Source organism: Burkholderia dolosa, from assembly GCF_902499135.1.
Lineage (GTDB): Bacteria > Pseudomonadota > Gammaproteobacteria > Burkholderiales > Burkholderiaceae > Burkholderia > Burkholderia dolosa.
Genome location: NZ_CABVPR010000028.1, coordinates 30,752 through 48,619 on the forward strand (window position 1 = coordinate 30,752; position 17,868 = coordinate 48,619).

A 17,868-nucleotide genomic window follows, 5' to 3' on the forward strand; every position below is an offset into this window, starting at 1 on the left:
GCCTCATTTTAGCGAAATACCCCAGCGCAAACAGTGCGCCACCTCACCGATCCCGGCGATCGCCAGCCCATCGCGATAAATCCGCCGAACCCTTACCCATCAAGGCACTCAGTTCGATTCTCCACACAAGACAAAAATACCGGATAAAAGCAGCATTACCACCACAATCTTTAATTTTTTGATAATCGACGCCCCTGTCGATCAGTAGACTCCGTCCGTCCTCGGTGAAACGAATCGCGATTGGCACGAGAAACGTGCCGCAGCGGCCGCACGTCCATTCCGGCCATTTCGGCACCGTGGAATACGACCTCACTGCAGTTGCGGTGGATGCCACTTCCAAAAAAGAAAGAGGGGTTTTGTCGTGAATCATTCATTTCGATCGATATGGAGCGAGGCCGCCGGGTGCTGGATCGCGGTGGCAGAAACGGCGCGGTCACGCGGCAAGCGCTCGGGCATCCGGTCCGGCGCGACCTGCAGCGCCGGCCGTACGGCGGGCCGCCGGATGCCGCTTCGCGCGGCGGCGATCGGCGCGGCGGCGCTCGCCGCGTTGTCGGCCGGCACCGCGTATGCATCGACGTGCGGCGACGGCGGCGCCGTCGCGAGCGGCGGCAGTTGCGCGCTCGGCAGCTTCAGTCCGACCGTCAACGACAATCTGGTCGGCGCGACGACCGTGTCCGGCGGCGACACCGTCGGCGTGACGGGCGCATGGACCGGCGTCGGCGGCGACCCCGGCTATACGCTTTCGCCGATCGGCAGTACGACCGTCGTATCGGGCGATCCGAACCAGCCGCTCGTCTCGCTGGGCGGCAAGACGCAAAGCGTCAGCACGCCCGACTCGATCACCGGCGCGCACACGACGGTCGCGACCTACGACTCGTCCGCGTTCGCCGCGTCGACGGCCGGTTCGACCAACGTGCCGGTCTATCACGACGTGAACGGCAACCAGTACGTGAACACGAGAATCGGCACCGTCGACAGTACCGGCGGCACGCTGAACGTGTCGATCGGCAACCCGGCGAGCGCGCCGGACGCGGCCGGCAACGCGATCTCGATCGCGCCGAAGCAGACCGACCTGACGTTCGCGGACGGCACGGGCGCGGCAAAAAGCGTCGTCAACTGGAACTCGCGCAACCAGATCTGGCTCGGCACCGGCGACTATCTCGCGAGCGGCGGGCCCGTCGGCAGCATCCAGCTCGACGTGCCGAGCTATGCGGGCACGTTCACCGCGTTCGACGGCAGCACGTGGACGGTCACCGACGCCGCGTCGCTCGCCGCGTACAACGACTTCCTCGTGCGTTCGGTCAAAAGCGGCGCGCTGGGCTCGCAGGCCGCGTACGACACCGCGTTCGGGCAGGCCGTCACGTTCTCGCAGCAGACGTTCCAGTACGCGAACAACGTATCGGCCGGTGACGAGAACACGCTGCCGATCGATCATCTTTCGGTGATGCACGGCACCGGCGCGAACGCGACGCTGCACATCGGCAAGGACGGCCAGATCGACTTCCGCGGCACCAACACGGTCGAATCGAGCTCGGCCGTGCTCGCGGAAAACGGCGCGCACTTCGTCAACGACGGCCGGCTGTCGGGCGACTTCACGCTCGTTCGATTGCTGAGCGGCGCGAGCGGCGTGAACAACGGCGCGATTTCGTCCGGCTACGCGGCGGGCGACAACTTCGACACGAGCGGCAGCGCGCAGCCCGACAACTTCGGCTTCCACGCGTACACCGAAGGCAACGGCGTGTACGCGAACGGCGCAGGCACCACGTTCGTCAACAACGGCGTGATGAACGTCGGCGCGTGGAATCTGACCGGTAACGCGCCCGGCCTGCAGAACTATGCGGTCGCGACGAAGGACGGCGCGACGGCGTCGAACGCCGGCACGATCAACGTCGGCGTGAACGCGACGACGCTCGACAGCCAGGTGATCGGCGGATTCGCGGCCGGCGGCAGCTTCACGAACGAGGCCGGCGGCACGATCTATCTCGGCCGCGCCGCACAATACGACACCGCGTCGGCCGCGACGAACGACGTCGCGCTGTCCGCGCATGCGTACGGCATCCTGCTCGGCGCGTCGGGCACCGCGACCAACCTCGGCACGATCGTCATCGGTTCGCAGACGCAGAACGGCGCCGCCATGGCGAGCATCGGCTCGTCGTCGGGCACGCTGAGCAACGCGGGAACGATCGTCGTCAACGGCGCGGCGTCGGGCACGCCGCTCGCGAACGTCGGGATGCTCGCGGCCGACACCGCGGCGAGCGTCACGAATACGGGCACCATCACGCTGAACGGCGTGAACGGCATCGGCATCATGGTGATCGGCACCGGCGCGAACGCGACGACCGCAACGTCGACCGGCACGATCAACGTGGCCGGCGGCCTCGATCCGGCGTCGGACACGCGCAACTACGGCGTGTGGGCCGAAGGTCCGAACGCGCGAGCCGAACTCGACGGCGCGCTCAACCTGACCGGCACCGGCGCGATCGGCGTACACGCACGCTCGGGCGCGACGATCGACGTGGGCGCGAACGCAGTGCCGGCGTTCGTGTCGGGCACGAACCAGATCGGCTTCTACGCATACGGCGCCGGGTCGCAGATCAACGTCGCCGCGCAGCAACTGAGCGTCGACACCGACGGCTCGACGCTGTTTCGTGTCGCCGGCGGCGCCGCCTATACGGGGGCGTCGCAGGCCGGCGCGCTGACGACCGACGTGAACGGCGACCACGCGCGCGGCGTCGTCGCGACGGACGCCGGCACGACGCTCGCGACCGGCGCGGCCGTGTACGACGTCAACGGCGCGAACGGCGTCGCGATCACGGTCGAGGGCGGCGCGACCGGCACGATCGACGCGGCCGCGACGATCAACCTGAATGCGGGCGGCGCGATCGCGGGCATCGTCGACGGCCAGGCGCACGACCTTGCCGGCGCAGCCGCCGGCGCGCCGGTCGCGACGACGCTGACTAACCGTGCGGCGGTCACGTCGTCGACGGCCGGCGTCACGGGCTTCGTCGCGCAGAACCTCGGCACGCTCGAGAACCACGGCACGGTACTGCTGACGGGCGCCGGCTCGACCGGCGTCGTAGTGGGCGCGCTCGGCACCGTGAACAACGCGTCGACGATCCGCGTGTCGGACGGCACGGGCGCGCTCGTGCAGGGTGCGTCGGCGACGCTGACCAACGCGGGATCGATCGAAGCCGACGACGGCGTCGCCGGCGTACGGCTGACCGGTGCCGGCGCATCGGTCGCGCTGTCCGGCGCGGGCACCGTCGTCGCGAACGGCAGCGCGGACGGCGTGCTGATCGACTCGACGGTATCGGGCGGCGGAATCGCGGCCGGCGCGACGTCGATCGCGGTCGGCGGATCGGGCAGCGGGATCCGCAACCTCGGGACCAACGCGACGATCGCGTTGTCTGGCACGCAGATCGGCACGACCGGCGCCGGCGCCGACGGCGTGCAGTCGACCGGCGCGGGCGCGCGCATCTCGACCGATGCAGCGAGCGCCGTGCGCACCGCCGGCGACCGCGCGCGCGGCCTGTTCGTGTCCGGCGCGGATTCGACGTTGACGGTCGATCGCACGACCGTCGCGACGACCGGCGCCGGCGCGCATGCGCTCGTGATGGACGGCGGCGCGACCGCGCTGCTGGCGGGCGCAACGCTCACCGCGAGCGGCGCCGCGGCCGACGGCATCGTCGCGCAGCATGGCGCGCGCGTCGCCGATACGGGCTCGTCGATCGCGAGCGCGGCCGGCAACGGCGCGACCGCGGACGGCGGCGGCGTGCTCGCGCTGACCGGCACGACGCTGAAAGGGGCAACGGCCGGCGTGCTGACGTCGGACACGCTCGCGACCGGCGCCACCAACTCGGTGCGGATCGACGGCGGCAGCGTGACCGCAAGCGCCGGACCGGCGTTCGCGGCACGCAGCGGCACGGCCGACATCGCGGTGCGCAACGGCACGCTCGTGACGGCCGGCAACGGCGTGCTGCTGGACCTCGCGAACGGCAGCAGCGTGACGTTCGACGCATCGGCCGTGAAGCTCGCCGGCGACATCGTCTCGGACGCGTCGAGCACCGGCAACGTGTTCCTGACGAACGGCACGACGCTGACCGGCAAGATCGACCCGGTCGCGCTGACGGTCGACGGCACGAGCGCATGGCACATGACGGCCAGCTCGGTGTTGAGCAGCCTGAACAACGCCGGCCTCGTCGCGTTCGCGGCGCCGGCCGGCCCGGCGACCGCCGCAGGCAGCTACAAGACGCTGACCACCGGCAGCTACGTCGGCAACGGCGGCACGATCGCGCTGAACACGTATCTCGGCGCAGACGCGTCGCCGACCGACCGGCTGATCGTCGACGGCGGCGCGGCGAGCGGCACGACCGGCCTGAAGATCGCGAACACGGCCGGCAGCGGCGCGCAGACGAAGGGCGACGGGATTCCGGTCGTCGTCACGGCGAACGGCGGCACGACGACCGCGTCCGCATTCCATCTCGCGGGGCCCGTGCAGGCCGGCGCATACGAATACCGGCTCTATCGCGGCGGCCAAAGCGACGCGAACGGCTGGTACCTGCGCTCGCAACTCGACCCGACGGCGCCCGGCGACCCGGTCGATCCATCGACGACGAACGGCGGCACCGGCAACGGCGGCGGCGCACTCGCGTACCGTCCGGGCGTCGCCGGCTATGCGATGACGCCGCTGCTGAACGTCGACTACGGCTTCTCGACGCTCGGCAAGCTGCACGAGCGCGTCGGCGACGTGTACACCCTCGGCAAGCAGCAGCCCGGCAATCGCGACGGCGTGTGGGCGCGCATCGGCGGCCAGAGCCTCGATGCGGACGCGGGCCGCTTCGCGGCCGACGAGCGCACGTTCTTCGCGCAGTTCGGCAAGGACTGGACGCTGGCCGACGCGCCCGACGGCAGCCGCACGCATGCGGGCGTGACCGCGACGATCGGCGTGTCGAATGCGAGCTTCAGCGACATGGCGCGCGCCGGCTCGCCGGATCTGTCGACGTCGACCGGCTCGGTCGAGATGCACGCGCAGAGCGTCGGCGGCTACTGGACGCGCTATCTGTCCGACGGCACGTACTTCGACAGCGTCGCGCAGGTCACGCACTACGGCAACCGCTACCGCGACAGCTACGGCAACGAAGCGTCGCAGAACGGTTTCGGCGTCGCGCTGTCGCAGGAGGTCGGCAAGCCGTTCGGCATCGCGGGCACGCCGATCGCGGTCGAGCCGCAGGCGCAGCTGATGTACCAGTACCTGAAGCTGAACGGGTTCAACGACAACGTGTCGCCGGTGTCGGGCACGACGAGCAACGCGCTGCGCGGCCGCGTCGGCGTGCGCATCTTCCGGCCGAACCTCGAAGCAGGCGCCCGCGGCAGCGCCGCGACGCCGTACTTCACGGCGGACGTGCTGCACGACTTCCTGTCGCCGGGGCAGACCGTGGTCGGCGGCACGCCGTTCGCGACGCACCTGAGCCGCACGTGGTACGAGCTGGGCGTCGGCGTGACCGCGGGCTTCGGCAAGTCGGGCGAGCTGTACGCGAATGCGAAGTACGCGCGCAGCATCGGCGGCGCGTACCGGCGCGGGATCGTCGGGCAGGTCGGGTATCGGTACAGCTGGTAGTACGCGCGCGGTATGCACGAAGCTGCGGCGCGGACGCGGGCCGATGCCGCGCCCGCGCCGGAGCCCGCCGAAGCCGGCCCACGACCCGCGAACGACGAACGGCCGACAAAAAAACGCCCGGCGCTCGGCCGGGCGTTTCGTGCATCTGCGCGCGTGCGCTCAGTGCAGGATCTTCGCGAGGAAGTCCTTCGCGCGATCGGACTTCGGGTTCGCGAAGAACTCGTCCTTGCGGTCGTCTTCGACGATCGCACCCTTGTCCATGAAGATCACGCGATGGGCGACCTTCTTCGCGAAGCCCATCTCGTGCGTGACGACCATCATCGTCATCCCTTCCTGCGCGAGCTCGACCATCACGTCGAGCACTTCGTTGATCATCTCGGGATCGAGCGCGGACGTCGGTTCGTCGAACAGCATCGCGATCGGATCCATCGACAGCGCGCGCGCGATCGCGACACGCTGCTGCTGACCGCCCGACAGCTGGCCCGGGAACTTGTGCGCATGCGCCTTCAGGCCGACGCGATCGAGCAGCTTCAGGCCCTTCTCGGTCGCTTCGTCCTTGCCGCGGCCGAGCACCGTGATCTGCGCGAGCGTCAGGTTCTCGGTGATCGACAGGTGCGGGAACAGCTCGAAGTGCTGGAACACCATCCCGACCTTCGCGCGCAGCTTCGACAGGTTCGTCTTCTTGTCGCCGACCGACTGGCCGTTCACGAGGATCTCGCCCTGCTGGAACGGCTCGAGACCGTTCACGGTCTTGATCAGCGTCGACTTGCCGGAGCCCGACGGACCGCACACGACGACCACTTCGCCCTTCTTCACCTCGGTCGTGCAGTCGGTGAGGACCTGAAACTGGCCGTACCACTTCGAAACGTTCTTGATGGAAATCATCTTGTGACCTTTTTCTGGAGACCTTTGACGACGGCAGACGCCACCGAGCAAATCACGAAATAGCATGCGCCCGCGAACAGCACCATCTCGACGGTCGTGCCGTCGCGATCGCCGATGTTGGCCGCCGTGCGGAAGAAGTCGGCGAGACTGATCACGTACACGAGCGACGTGTCCTGGAACAGGACGATCGCCTGCGTGAGCAGCAGCGGGACCATCGCACGAAACGCCTGCGGCAGGATCACGAGGCGCATCGCCTGCGCGTAGTTCATCCCGAGCGCGAACGCGGCGTTCACCTGCCCGCGCGGCACCGACTGAATGCCGGCGCGGATGATCTCGGAATAATACGCGGCTTCGAACAGCGAGAACGCGACCATTGCCGACGCGAGACGGATGTCGATCGTCGGCGACAGCCCGAGCACGCCCTGCAGCACCTGCGGCACGATCAGGAAGAACCACAGCAGCACCATCACGAGCGGGATCGAGCGGAACACCGTCACGTAGCCCTTCGCGAACCATGCGAGCGGCTTCACGCCGGACAGACGCATCAGTGCCAGCAGCGTGCCCCAGACGATCCCGACGACGATCGCGATCAGCGTGATCTTGAACGTGACGATCGCGCCGGTCCACAGCGTCGGCAGCGCGCCGGGAATACTACTCCAGTCGAACTGATGCATCACTTGCCTCCGATGTAGCCGGGCAGCCGCGTGCGGGCCTCGATCCAGCGCATGAACGCCATCACGACGAGGTTGATCAGCACGTACGCGAGCGTGACCGCGATGAACGACTCGTACGTCTGCGCGGTGTAGTCGACGAGCTGGCGCGCCTGCGCGGACAGGTCGAGCAGGCCGATCGTCGACGCGACGGCCGAGTTCTTGAAGATGTTCAGGAACTCCGACGTGAGCGGCGGCACGATGATCCGGTATGCGACCGGCAGCAGCACGTAGCGATACGTCTGCCATTGCGTGAAGCCCATCGCGAGGCCGGCCGCGCGCTGGCCCTTCGGCAGCGCGTTGATCCCGGAGCGCACCTGCTCGCACACGCGCGCGCCGGTGAACAGGCCGAGACACACGATCGACGCGGTAAAGAACTGCGTGCCGGGCGGCAGCTGCTTGATCCAGGTGCCGACCGACGCCGGCAGCAGCTCGGGCACGACGAGGTACCAGATGAAGAACTGCACGATCAGCGGAACGTTCCGGAAGATCGACACGTACACGGTGCCGATCGCCGCGAGCCATTTGTTCGGCACGGTGCGCAGCACGCCGAACAGCGAACCGACGATCAGCGCGATGACCCAGGCGACGAGCGACACTTCGATCGTCACCCAGAAGCCGGACATCAGCCAGCCGAAATACGTGGTCGGCTCGCCGGTCGACACGGGGCTCAGGAAGATGCCCCAGTTCCAGTGGTAAGACATGGGCAAGACTCCAGCAAAAAGAAACGGAAGAAGCGTGGCCTCTTCCGTTTCGTCAGCGTCAACTCTGCATCAACGGATGCACGGGTCAGTCGAGCGCCTTGTCGTTCGGGTTCGCGTACAGCTTCTTCATCGAATCGGACAGCGGGAAGTTCAGGTTCAGCCCCTTCGGCGGAATCGGATTCTCGAACCACTTCGCGTAGATCTTCGCGGCTTCGCCGGACTTCTCGACCTGCGCGATCGCGTCGTCGACGACCTTCTTGAACTCCGTATCGCCCTTGCGCATCATGCAGCCGTACGCCTCTTCCGACTGCGGCGTGCCGACGATCACCCACTCGCCCGGCTGCTTCGCCTTCGCGCGCTCGCCCGCGAGCAGCGCGTCGTCCATCATGAACGCGACCGCGCGGCCCGACTCCAGCGTATTGAACGAATCGCCGTGATCCTTCGCGCTGATGATGTTCATGCCCATCTGCTTGTCGTTGTTCATCTTGCGCAGCAGACGCTCCGACGTCGTGCCGGCGGTGGTCACGACCGTCTTGCCCTTCAGATCGGCGAAGTCCTTGATGCCCGAATCCTTCTTCGTCATCAGGCGCGTGCCGATCACGAAGATCGTGTTCGAGAACGCGGCCTGCTGCTGACGCTCGAGGTTGTTGGTCGTCGATCCGCACTCGATGTCGACGGTGCCGTTCTGCACGAGCGGAATGCGGTTCTGCGACGTGACCGGAATGTTCTTCACCTGCAGGTTCGGCAGGTTCAGCTTCTTCTTCACCGCGTCGACGACCTTCATCTGGAAGTCGCGCGAATAGCCGACCACCTGCTGGTTCTGGTCGTAGTAGGAGAACGGGATCGACGATTCGCGGTGTCCCAGCGCGATCACGCCCGTGTCCTTGATCTTCTTCAGCGTGCCGGTCTCCTGTGCTTGCGCGCCGCTTGCGAACGCGCACAGCGCCGCGGCCATCAGGACTGCCTTGTGGTATTTCATTTTGTTCATCTCCTTGGCTAAAACCCGCGCCAGTGTATCAAAGTAATATTTTTGAAAGTACTGGTTGTTTACCGCACTACGAATCGCCCTGTGCGAAGCCGTCCTCCCGGCTTCGGGCGTCCGAATGCGTGCGCGGGCGATGCCGGATTCGGCACCGCCCGCGAGGCTTCATTTACGCAATCGGATCGATTGCGTCACGAATCGATCGGGTCCGCGGTCGCGGACCGCCGATCACGGATACAGGCCGCGCATTTCGCGCGCCATCAGGATGCGCTTGCACGCGACGATGAACGCCGCCGTGCGCACCGACACCTTGTGCTCTTCCGCGACCGCCCACACGCCGGCGAACGCTTCGCGCATCACGCGCTCGAGACGGTGGTTGATTTCGTCTTCGGTCCAGAAGAAGCTCGAGAAGTCCTGCACCCACTCGAAGTACGACACGGTCACGCCGCCCGCGTTGGCGATCACGTCCGGAATCACGAGCACGCCGTTCGCGCTCAGGATGTCGTCGGCCGCGGTCGTCGTCGGGCCGTTCGCGCCTTCGACGATGATCTTCGTGCGGATCTTCGATGCGTTCTTCTCGGTGATCTGGTTTTCGAGCGCGGCCGGGATCAGGATGTCGGTTTCGACCGTCCAGAACTCGTCGTTCACCATCGGCTCCGCGCCTTCGAAGCCGGCGACGCCGCCGGTGCGCGCGACGTGGTCGAGCAGCTTGTTCGCGTCGAGGCCGGCCGGCTGGTAGATCGTGCCCGTGTGATCCTGCACCGCGATCACCTTCGAACCCGCTTCCTGGAACAGCTTCGCGGCGATCCCGCCGACGTTGCCGAAGCCTTGCACCGCGATGCGCGCGCCTTCGATTTCGAGGCCCTTCTTCTTCGCCGCTTCGCAGCCGACGACGAACACGCCGCGGCCCGTCGCTTCCTTGCGGCCGAGCGAGCCGCCGAGCGAGATCGGCTTGCCGGTCACGACGCCGGTCGACGTCTGGCCCTGGTTCATCGAGAACGTATCCATCATCCACGCCATCACCTGTTCGTTGGTGTTGACGTCCGGTGCCGGAATGTCGGTGTTCGGGCCGATGATGATGCCGATTTCGCTGGTGTAGCGACGCGTGACGCGCTCGAGCTCGCCGCGCGACAGCTTGCGCGGGTCGACGCGGATGCCGCCCTTCGCACCGCCGTACGGCACGTTCACGGCCGCGTTCTTCACCGACATCCATGCGGACAGCGCCATCACTTCCGACAGCGTCACGTCCTGGTGATAGCGCACGCCGCCCTTGCCGGGGCCGCGGGACACGTTGTGCTGCACGCGATAGCCTTCGAAGTGCGCGACGGTACCGTTGTCGAGCTCGATCGGCACATCGACGACCAGGATGCGCTTCGGACGCTTCAGCGTTTCGAGCCAGCGCGACAGCGAACCGAGGTACGGCGCGACGCGATCGACCTGCTGAAGGTAGTTGCCCCACGGGCCGAGATCGTCGGCGTGCAGGTAGGACGGGATGGACTGCTGTTGCGAAGACATGGATGCTCCAACGTTCAACGGATTGCGCACATTGTCGAAAAACCCGTTTTTTTTATCCAATGCCGTTTGCTTATTCGATTATGCGTTTCTTGCATGATCGCGATTTTTCGCAAATTCGCGGTGGATTTGCGCAAGAACGCGCGATATCGCGCGTGCATCGCGGGCGCGGAGAACGCGGGGAATCGTCGCAGCCGCTCGCCCGCGCCGGCCGCACGACGGGCTGCGCGGCACGCGTGGCAAGCGCGTCGTCAGCCGGCGCGGTCAGTCGGCCGTTTCGCGCAGCTCGTCGCGCACGACGTCCCACAGCGCGCGCACGAGCTTCTGCCGCGGATCGTCGCCCTGCAGCGCGAGCTTGTCGCAATACAGCCGGATCTCCATCGTCAGCGTGAACGGATGCGTGCCGCCGCGCGCGACGCGATCGAGCCGGATCAGGCGGCCGGCCGCGACCGCGTCGTCGACCGCGCTGTGCGGCAGGAACGCGACGCCGTGCCCGGCGAGCGCCATCGCCTTCAGCCCTTCGGCCATGTCGGTTTCGTACACGCGATCGAGAAACAGCGGCGTCGGCGCGTTCGCGACGATCACCTCGGTCATCCGGCCGAGATACGCGTTCGGCGTATACGACAGGTACGGCACGCGCGCGTCCGCGGTGCCGGGCAGCGTGTAGCGCGGCCGCCCCGCGCGGCCGGGCGCCGAAAACGCGCTGATCGGCTCGCTGCCGAGCACCAGCATGTCGTAGCGGGCCGGGTCGAGCGCGACCGGATGGCTCGGGTGGTGATAGCCCATCACGAGATCGCAGCCGCCCTCGACGAGCGACAGCACCGCATCGTGCACGTTCAGCGCGCGCAGCCGCGTGTGGATCGGCCCCATCTTCGCTTCGATCCGCTGCAGCCAACGCGGGAAATACGTGAGCGACAGCGTGTGCGGCACCGCGAACTCGATCGTCGGCACCGACGCGCCGACGTGGCCGCGCAGCAGCGTTCTCGCTTCGTGCGCCTGCGACAGCATCGTCAGCGCCTGCTCGTAGAAGATCTGGCCGGCCTGCGTGAGCCGCGTCGGATAGACCGACCGGTCGATCAGTTCGGTCGCGAGCCACGCCTCGAGCGCCTGGATGCGTCGCGAAAACGCCGGCTGCGACACGTGCCGCAGTTCGGCGGAGCGGCTAAAGCTGCGCGTTTCGGCGAGCGACACGAAGTCTTCGAGCCATTTCAGTTCCATGCAGGCGGCGCGCCGGCGGCGGCGATCGGGAAGAAGCCTGCATTCTACCGGCGCGCGCGCCGGCGATCGCCGACTACGTACGCCGCGGCTGCGCTCGCGCGCACGTCCCGACGCGCGACGAGCCGGCGGCGGGCGGAGCCGTCCCGCGCCGATGGTAAAATGCCGGATTCTTCTCCCCCTCGTTCGCCCCGGCCGCCAAGGCCCGCCCGATCATGTCCGACACTCGTCCCGATACGCTTTTCGCCCTCACCGCGCTCTCGCCGCTCGACGGCCGCTACGCCAGCAAGACCGAAGCGCTGCGCGACTGGCTCTCCGAAGCCGCGTTCATGCGCCACCGCGTCACCGTCGAGGTGCACTGGCTGATCGCGCTGTCGCGCGCCGGCTTCGCGGAAGTCCCGCGCTTCTCCGACGCGGCCGAACAGTTCCTGCTGCAGCTCGTCGAGCGCTTCACCGCGCACGACGCGGCGCGCATCAAGGAAATCGAGCGCGTGACGAACCACGACGTGAAGGCCGTCGAATACTGGCTGAAGGAATCGGTGAAGGGCCAGGCCGAGCTCGAGAAGGCGAGCGAATTCATTCACTTCGCGTGTACGTCCGAGGACATCAACAACACGTCGCACGGGATGATGCTCGCCGGCGCGCGCGAGCACGTGATCGTGCCGGCGCTGCGCACGGTCCATCAGCGCCTCGTCGCGCTCGCGCATGCGCTCGCCGACCAGCCGATGCTGTCGCGCACGCACGGCCAGCCGGCCAGCCCGACGACGCTCGGCAAGGAGCTCGCGAACGTCGCCGCGCGTCTCTCGCGCGCGATCGTGCGCATCGAGAAGGTCGAGATCCTCGGCAAGATGAACGGCGCGGTCGGCAACTTCAACGCGCATCTGTCCGCGTATCCGGAATTCGACTGGGAAGCGTTCTCGCGCGACGTGATCGAGAACCGCCTGAAGCTCACGTTCAACCCGTACACGATCCAGATCGAGCCGCACGACTACATGGCCGAGCTGTTCGACGCGGTCGCGCGCGCGAACACGATCCTGCTCGACCTCGACCGCGACGTGTGGGGCTACATCTCGCTCGGCTACTTCAAGCAGAAGACGAAGGCCGGCGAAATCGGCTCGTCGACGATGCCGCACAAGGTCAATCCGATCGACTTCGAGAACTCGGAAGGCAACCTCGGCCTCGCGAACGCGACGCTGCGCCACCTCGCCGACAAGCTGCCGGTGTCGCGCTGGCAGCGCGATCTGACCGATTCGACCGTCCTGCGCAACATCGGCGTCGCGTTCGGCTATTCGCTGCTCGCGTACGACGCGCTGATCCGCGGCCTCGACAAGCTCGAAGTGAATCCGCAGCGGCTCAAGGACGACCTCGACAATTGCTGGGAAGTGCTCGCCGAGCCGGTGCAGACGGTGATGCGCCGCTATGGCATCGAGAATCCGTACGAGCAGTTGAAGGAGCTGACGCGCGGCAAGGGCATCACGCGCGAAGCGCTGCAGCAGTTCATCGGCACGCTCGCGATTCCGCAGGACGCGAAGGACCGGCTGCTCGCGATGACGCCCGCTTCGTACATCGGCAAGGCCGTCGAACTCGCGAAGCGGATCGCGTAAGCGAAGCCGCCGCGCGGAAAAGCAAAGCCCGATGCGACTGCGGTCGCATCGGGCTTTTTCGTTTGTACGGCACGCTGACGGGCCGAGCGCGTCAGAACGAGATCATTCGTCCCGGATTGAGCGTACTGAGCACGCTCATCGCGGCCTTCGCGGCCGGAATCGCGACCGGCGACAACTGGCGGCCGAGCGGAATCTCGCGATGATCGATGTCGGTGAGCATCGAGAAGTCGTCGTTGCGCCCGACGAAGTCGTCGCAGATCGCCTTGCCGATCCGCACCGTCTGCGCGACGCCGTGACCGCTCCAGCCCTGCACCATGTACATCGGCACGCGGCCGTCGGTCTTGCGGCTGTCGGTCGCGCCGTTCAGCGTGAAATCGCTGACGCCGCTCCAGCAATAGTCGAGCGCGAAGCGTCCGTCGAGCTGCGGAAACACGGTGTTCAGCCGCGTCAGCAGATACGCGTTGACGTCCGGCTGCGCCCAGCAGGTGCCGGTGCCCTGACCGCCGAACAGCAGGCGGTTGCCGCGCACCGGCCGGTAGTAGTCGATCTGGAACTGCGTGTCGTACACCGGCATGCCGGCCGGCATCAGCGTCGCGACGTCGACGTCGAGCGGCGCCGTCACGCTTACGTACGTGAAGAACGGCACGGTCGTCGACGCGCCGTCGTCGAGCAGCCGGAACGTCGTGTTGTGCAGCGCGAGCACGATGCCGCGGCGCGCCGTGATCGTGCCGCCCGGCGTCGTCGCGACGACGCCCGCGGGCGTTTCGTCGAGTTCGAGCACTTCCGTCCCCTCGTACAGCGCGCCGCCGTTCAGCCGGAAGCCGTGCACGAGGCCGCGCACCAGCGCGAGCGGATGAATCTGTCCGCCGATCGCGTCGATCGCCGCACCGTGATACAGCGCCGAGCGCACGTATTCGTCATGCAGCTGATGGCGGCCGACGAGCGTCACGCCCGCGTCGCCGAGATGGCGTCGCGCATCCGCGCCGTCGAGCAGCGCGCTCATGTGGCCGGGATGAACGGCCGCCGTCACGTGCCCGAGCTTGCGGTCGAGGTCGAGCGCGTAGCGTGCGCCGATCGCATCGATCAGGTCCATCGATTCGGTCGACGCAAAGCGCCACAGCCGTTTCGCGTCGTCGTGCGACAGGCGTTCGATCATGTCCGCCGCCTCCCAGCGCGCAAGGCCCGGCGTGAGCTGGCCGCCGTTGCGGCCGGACGCGGCCGAGCCGACGTGATGCTTGTCGACGAGGATCGTGTCGACGCCCGCTTCCGCGAGATGCAGCGCGGCCGACGCGCCGAGCAGGCCGGCGCCGATCACGAGCACGTCGCAGACCGCATCGTGCGCGAGCGCCGGGCTGTTCTCGTGATGCGACAGCGACGCTTCGTACCAGTTGGCCGGCCGATCGCCGTCATAGCGGGCCGGATCGCACCAGTTCCAGTTGTCTTTTTCGATGTTCAGTTGCGTTTGCATGAAACGCGAGTCGCCCTGGATCACGGGCTTGTGATTGAAAGTCATGATTGCACTTGCATGGTCTTGGGCCGCCTGTCGAAGAGCCGTTCGGGCTTCGCGGGTGGGGCAGCCGGTTCCACTTGGGTGTCAACGAGAAAAGGGGCGCAACGGCCCGTGTTGACGGCGAGCACGACCGTGTCGCCTGGAGCCCGCGCGCTCGCCGTTCGGCAACGCGTCGGGATACCCAATTTCTACACCGCAGAAATAATTCTACAGTGTAGAATCAGCTTTCGTCAAGCTTACGGGGCACACGCGCTGCCCCTGCACCGCCGATGAATGACAAACCTGCCCAAGGTCCGCGCGGCCTCGACAAGGACGCGATCGTCGCCGCGGCGCTCGCGCTGCTCGAAGAGGTCGGCGAAGCCGCCTTCAGCGTGCGCAAGCTCGCGCAGTCGATCGGCTGCGACCCGATGAGCGTGCTGTATCACTTCAAGTCGAAGGACGGCCTGTATCGCGCGATCGCGAACGCATTGTCGCGCTCGCTGGTGCCTGTCGACGACGCGCTGCCCTGGCACGAGCGATTGCGCGATCTTGCGCGCCAGTACCGCGCGCTCGCGCTGCGCCATCCGGTCGCATTCGCGCTTCTGCAACGTCACATGAGCACGGGGCCTGCCGATCTCGCGCACATCGAGAGCGTGCATCGCGCGCTACGCGACGCCGGCATCGCGCGCGCGGCGCTGCCGTCGGTATGCGTCGGCTGGTATGCGAGCGTGATCGGGCTCGCCGCTGCCGAAGCCGGCGGCCTCACGCGGCCCGCGAACGACGAGGAACTCGCCGAAATGAACGCGCTGTCCGATGCCGAATACCCGCTCGTCAGAGCGGCCGCGCCGCTCTATGCGCGGCTCGATCCCGCGGCCGTGCACGACACGATGCTCGACGTGCTGATCGACGGCATCGCCAAACGCGCTGCGCCGGCCACCTGACCGGCGGCTGCCGCCCCAAATGAACAAAGGCGCCCCGAAGGGCGCCTTTGCGTCATACGATTGCCGCGAACCGCGCTTAGTGCTGCTGCGCGAGACCGACCTTCAGCATCACCTGATCGACGATCTGTTCCGGCGTCAACTCGATGCTCACTTCGATCGCTTCGTCCGGGCCCGGCTCCTCGAGCGTGTCGAGCTGGCTCTGCAGCAGCGACGGATCGAAGAAGTGGCCGGTACGCGTCTTCAGCCGCTCGCGCAGCACGTCGAACGAACCCTTCAGATACACGAAGCGCACGTCCGTATCGTTGCCGCGCAGCACGTCGCGATACGACCGCTTCAGCGACGAGCACGTGAAGACCGCGGTCTCGCCGGCGCGCTGCTTTTCCTCGATCGCCGCGCGGATCGCGCGCAGCCACGGCCAGCGGTCGTCGTCGGTGAGCGGAATGCCGTGGTGCATCTTTTCCTTGTTGGCCGCGCTGTGAAACGCGTCGCCGTCGGTATAGCTGCACGACAGGCGTTCCGCTAGCATTTCGCCGATCCGCGACTTGCCCGCGCCCGACACGCCCATTGCGATCAGAATCATTGACTACCCCTGGTTACAGAACCATGCTCAGCACCAGCGTGAAGCCGAGGCCGAGCACCGAGATGATCGTTTCGAGCAGCGTCCAGGTCTTGAACGTCTGGCCGACCGTCATCCCGAAATACTCCTTGATCAGCCAGAAACCGCCGTCGTTCACGTGCGAGAAGATCAGCGAGCCCGAGCCCGTCGCGAGCACCAGCAGTTCCGGACGAACCGCCGTGCCGGTCGCGGCAGCCGCGATCGGCGCGACGATGCCGCAAGCCGTCGTCATCGCGACCGTCGCGGAGCCCGTCGCGAGACGGATCAGCGCGGCGACGAACCAGCCGAGCAGCAGCGGCGACAGGTGCGCCTGCGTGGCGGTCGCGACGATCTGCTGCGAGATCCCGCTATCGCGCAGGATACCGCCAAAGCCGCCGCCCGCGCCGACGATCAGCGTAATCCCTGCGATCGGCGCCAGACACTCGCCGCAGAATTTCTGGATCTGGTCGCGGTTGAAGCCCTGCAGCTTGCCGAACGTGAAGAAGCTCACGAGCACGGCGATCAGCAGCGCGACGTCCGAATTGCCGGCAAAGCGCAGCAGGTTGTTCGGCAGCGATTTCGGCGCGAACAGCAGGTCGGCCCAGCTGCCGACGAGCATCAGCACGACGGGCAGCAGGATCGTGAACAGCGTGATGCCGAAACCCGGCAGTTCGCGCGTGCGGCCATCGGCGCGCGAGTCGACGAACTGCGACGCGAGCGGATTGTTTTCCGGCAGCTTCACGAACTTCGAAATCATCAGCGCGAACAGCGGCCCCGCGATGACCGCCGTCGGCACGCCGACGACGAGGCCGAACGCGATCGTCTTGCCGATGTCGGCACCGTATTGCTGAACGGCGAGCAGCGCGGCCGGGTGCGGCGGGATCAGCCCGTGCACGACCGACAGGCCGGCCACCATCGGCAGCCCGACGACGAGCAGCGACTTGCCGGTGCGCTTCGCGACGTTGAACGCGATCGGGATCAGCAGCACGAAGCCGACTTCGAAGAACACCGGCAGGCCGACGATGATCGCGACGAACATCATCGCCCAGTGAATGTTCTTTTCACCGAACCAGTCGATCAGCGTGGTCGCGATCCGCTCGGCGCCGCCCGATTCGGCCATCATCTTGCCGAGCATCGTCCCGAGGCCGACGACGATCGCGATGTGGCCGAGCGTGCCGCCCGTGCCGGTTTCGAACGACTTGACGATCTTGTCCATCGGCATGCCGACGGCGAGACCGAGGCCCAGCGAAACGATGATCAGCACCAGGAACGGGTAGATCTTCAGGCGCGCGATCATCAGGATCAGCGCGGCGATCGCGATCAGCGTGAATACGAGCAGCATGCTGCCTTGGACAGCCCCCATGTGGCACTCCTCCTTGGGATTGTTCGAACCGGGCGAGTGGTTGCGAGTATGCCCGGCTATGCAGGTCTCCGAAACACGGGGGTACTCCACCCGCTGTCAGGACGCTGAATTTTACTTATGTTTACGGTTGACGGATAGAACCGGTTCCATCCGTAAAGACCCTTGTACGACGGCTGCCGAGCGAACCTTCGGACTCGAAATCGAGCGTGACACTCGCCGTCGATGGATGGGCGAGCCGGCGGAACCGGACA

13 protein-coding genes are annotated in these 17,868 nt (G+C 66.9%); 3 read left to right on the top strand and 10 right to left on the bottom strand.

Annotated elements, in window-relative coordinates:
• Positions 1-43: 43 nt before the first annotated feature.
• Entirely contained in the window at positions 44-370 is a 327-nt protein-coding gene (locus tag BUB20358_RS14650) for a hypothetical protein (RefSeq protein ID WP_123806798.1), read from the bottom strand.
• Between BUB20358_RS14650 and BUB20358_RS14655 the strand changes: the two genes are divergently transcribed.
• A complete protein-coding gene (locus tag BUB20358_RS14655) occupies positions 362-5,617 on the top strand; it encodes an autotransporter outer membrane beta-barrel domain-containing protein (protein ID WP_035973050.1) in 5,256 nt (1,751 codons plus the stop codon). The two genes, BUB20358_RS14650 and BUB20358_RS14655, sit on opposite strands and share 9 nt — an antisense overlap.
• A gap of 159 nt (positions 5,618-5,776) precedes the next feature.
• Here the strand turns inward: BUB20358_RS14655 and BUB20358_RS14660 are convergent, their stop codons facing one another.
• From BUB20358_RS14660 to BUB20358_RS14685, 6 genes are all read right to left on the bottom strand, one after another.
• Positions 5,777-6,502 (bottom strand): amino acid ABC transporter ATP-binding protein, encoded by a 726-nt coding sequence (locus BUB20358_RS14660; RefSeq protein ID WP_035973051.1) that lies wholly within the window; start codon positions 6,500-6,502, stop codon positions 5,777-5,779.
• Positions 6,499-7,176 carry a glutamate/aspartate ABC transporter permease GltK gene (gene gltK, locus BUB20358_RS14665; protein ID WP_035973053.1) on the bottom strand — a complete coding sequence of 226 codons (678 nt, stop codon included), beginning with the start codon at positions 7,174-7,176 and terminating at the stop codon, positions 6,499-6,501. Before gltK ends, BUB20358_RS14660 begins: the two co-directional genes overlap by 4 nt.
• Complete coding sequence (locus tag BUB20358_RS14670) at positions 7,176-7,916, bottom strand: amino acid ABC transporter permease (RefSeq protein WP_006765167.1); 741 nt, start codon at positions 7,914-7,916, stop codon at positions 7,176-7,178. The genes gltK and BUB20358_RS14670 overlap by 1 nt, the downstream gene beginning before the upstream one ends.
• An 85-nt stretch (positions 7,917-8,001) precedes the next feature.
• Positions 8,002-8,895, bottom strand: a complete 894-nt coding sequence (locus BUB20358_RS14675; protein WP_035973424.1) for a glutamate/aspartate ABC transporter substrate-binding protein — start codon at positions 8,893-8,895, stop codon at positions 8,002-8,004.
• Between the two features lie 231 nt (positions 8,896-9,126).
• Positions 9,127-10,413 (bottom strand): Glu/Leu/Phe/Val family dehydrogenase, encoded by a 1,287-nt coding sequence (locus BUB20358_RS14680; protein WP_035973054.1) that lies wholly within the window; start codon positions 10,411-10,413, stop codon positions 9,127-9,129.
• A 261-nt stretch (positions 10,414-10,674) separates the two neighbouring features.
• Positions 10,675-11,628, bottom strand: coding sequence for a LysR substrate-binding domain-containing protein (locus BUB20358_RS14685; protein WP_006765170.1), 954 nt, complete (start codon positions 11,626-11,628; stop codon positions 10,675-10,677).
• 212 nt (positions 11,629-11,840) lie between these two features.
• On the opposite strand from BUB20358_RS14685, the gene purB reads away from it, so the two are divergent.
• Positions 11,841-13,229, top strand: a complete 1,389-nt coding sequence (purB, locus tag BUB20358_RS14690) for an adenylosuccinate lyase (RefSeq protein ID WP_006765171.1) — start codon at positions 11,841-11,843, stop codon at positions 13,227-13,229.
• A 91-nt stretch (positions 13,230-13,320) separates the two neighbouring features.
• Here the strand turns inward: purB and BUB20358_RS14695 are convergent, their stop codons facing one another.
• On the bottom strand, positions 13,321-14,742 hold the full coding sequence (locus BUB20358_RS14695; protein WP_006765172.1) for an NAD(P)/FAD-dependent oxidoreductase: 1,422 nt from the start codon (positions 14,740-14,742) through the stop codon (positions 13,321-13,323).
• A gap of 266 nt (positions 14,743-15,008) precedes the next feature.
• Between BUB20358_RS14695 and BUB20358_RS14700 the strand changes: the two genes are divergently transcribed.
• Positions 15,009-15,659 carry a TetR/AcrR family transcriptional regulator gene (locus BUB20358_RS14700; protein WP_006765173.1) on the top strand — a complete coding sequence of 217 codons (651 nt, stop codon included), beginning with the start codon at positions 15,009-15,011 and terminating at the stop codon, positions 15,657-15,659.
• Positions 15,660-15,735: 76 nt separating this feature from the next.
• Here the strand turns inward: BUB20358_RS14700 and BUB20358_RS14705 are convergent, their stop codons facing one another.
• Positions 15,736-16,239, bottom strand: a complete 504-nt coding sequence (locus BUB20358_RS14705) for a gluconokinase (RefSeq protein ID WP_006765174.1) — start codon at positions 16,237-16,239, stop codon at positions 15,736-15,738.
• Between the two features lie 13 nt (positions 16,240-16,252).
• The gene (locus BUB20358_RS14710) at positions 16,253-17,617 is read right to left on the bottom strand and encodes a GntT/GntP/DsdX family permease (protein WP_006765175.1); all 1,365 of its coding nucleotides are present in this window, start codon (positions 17,615-17,617) and stop codon (positions 16,253-16,255) included.
• Positions 17,618-17,868: the final 251 nt, after the last annotated feature.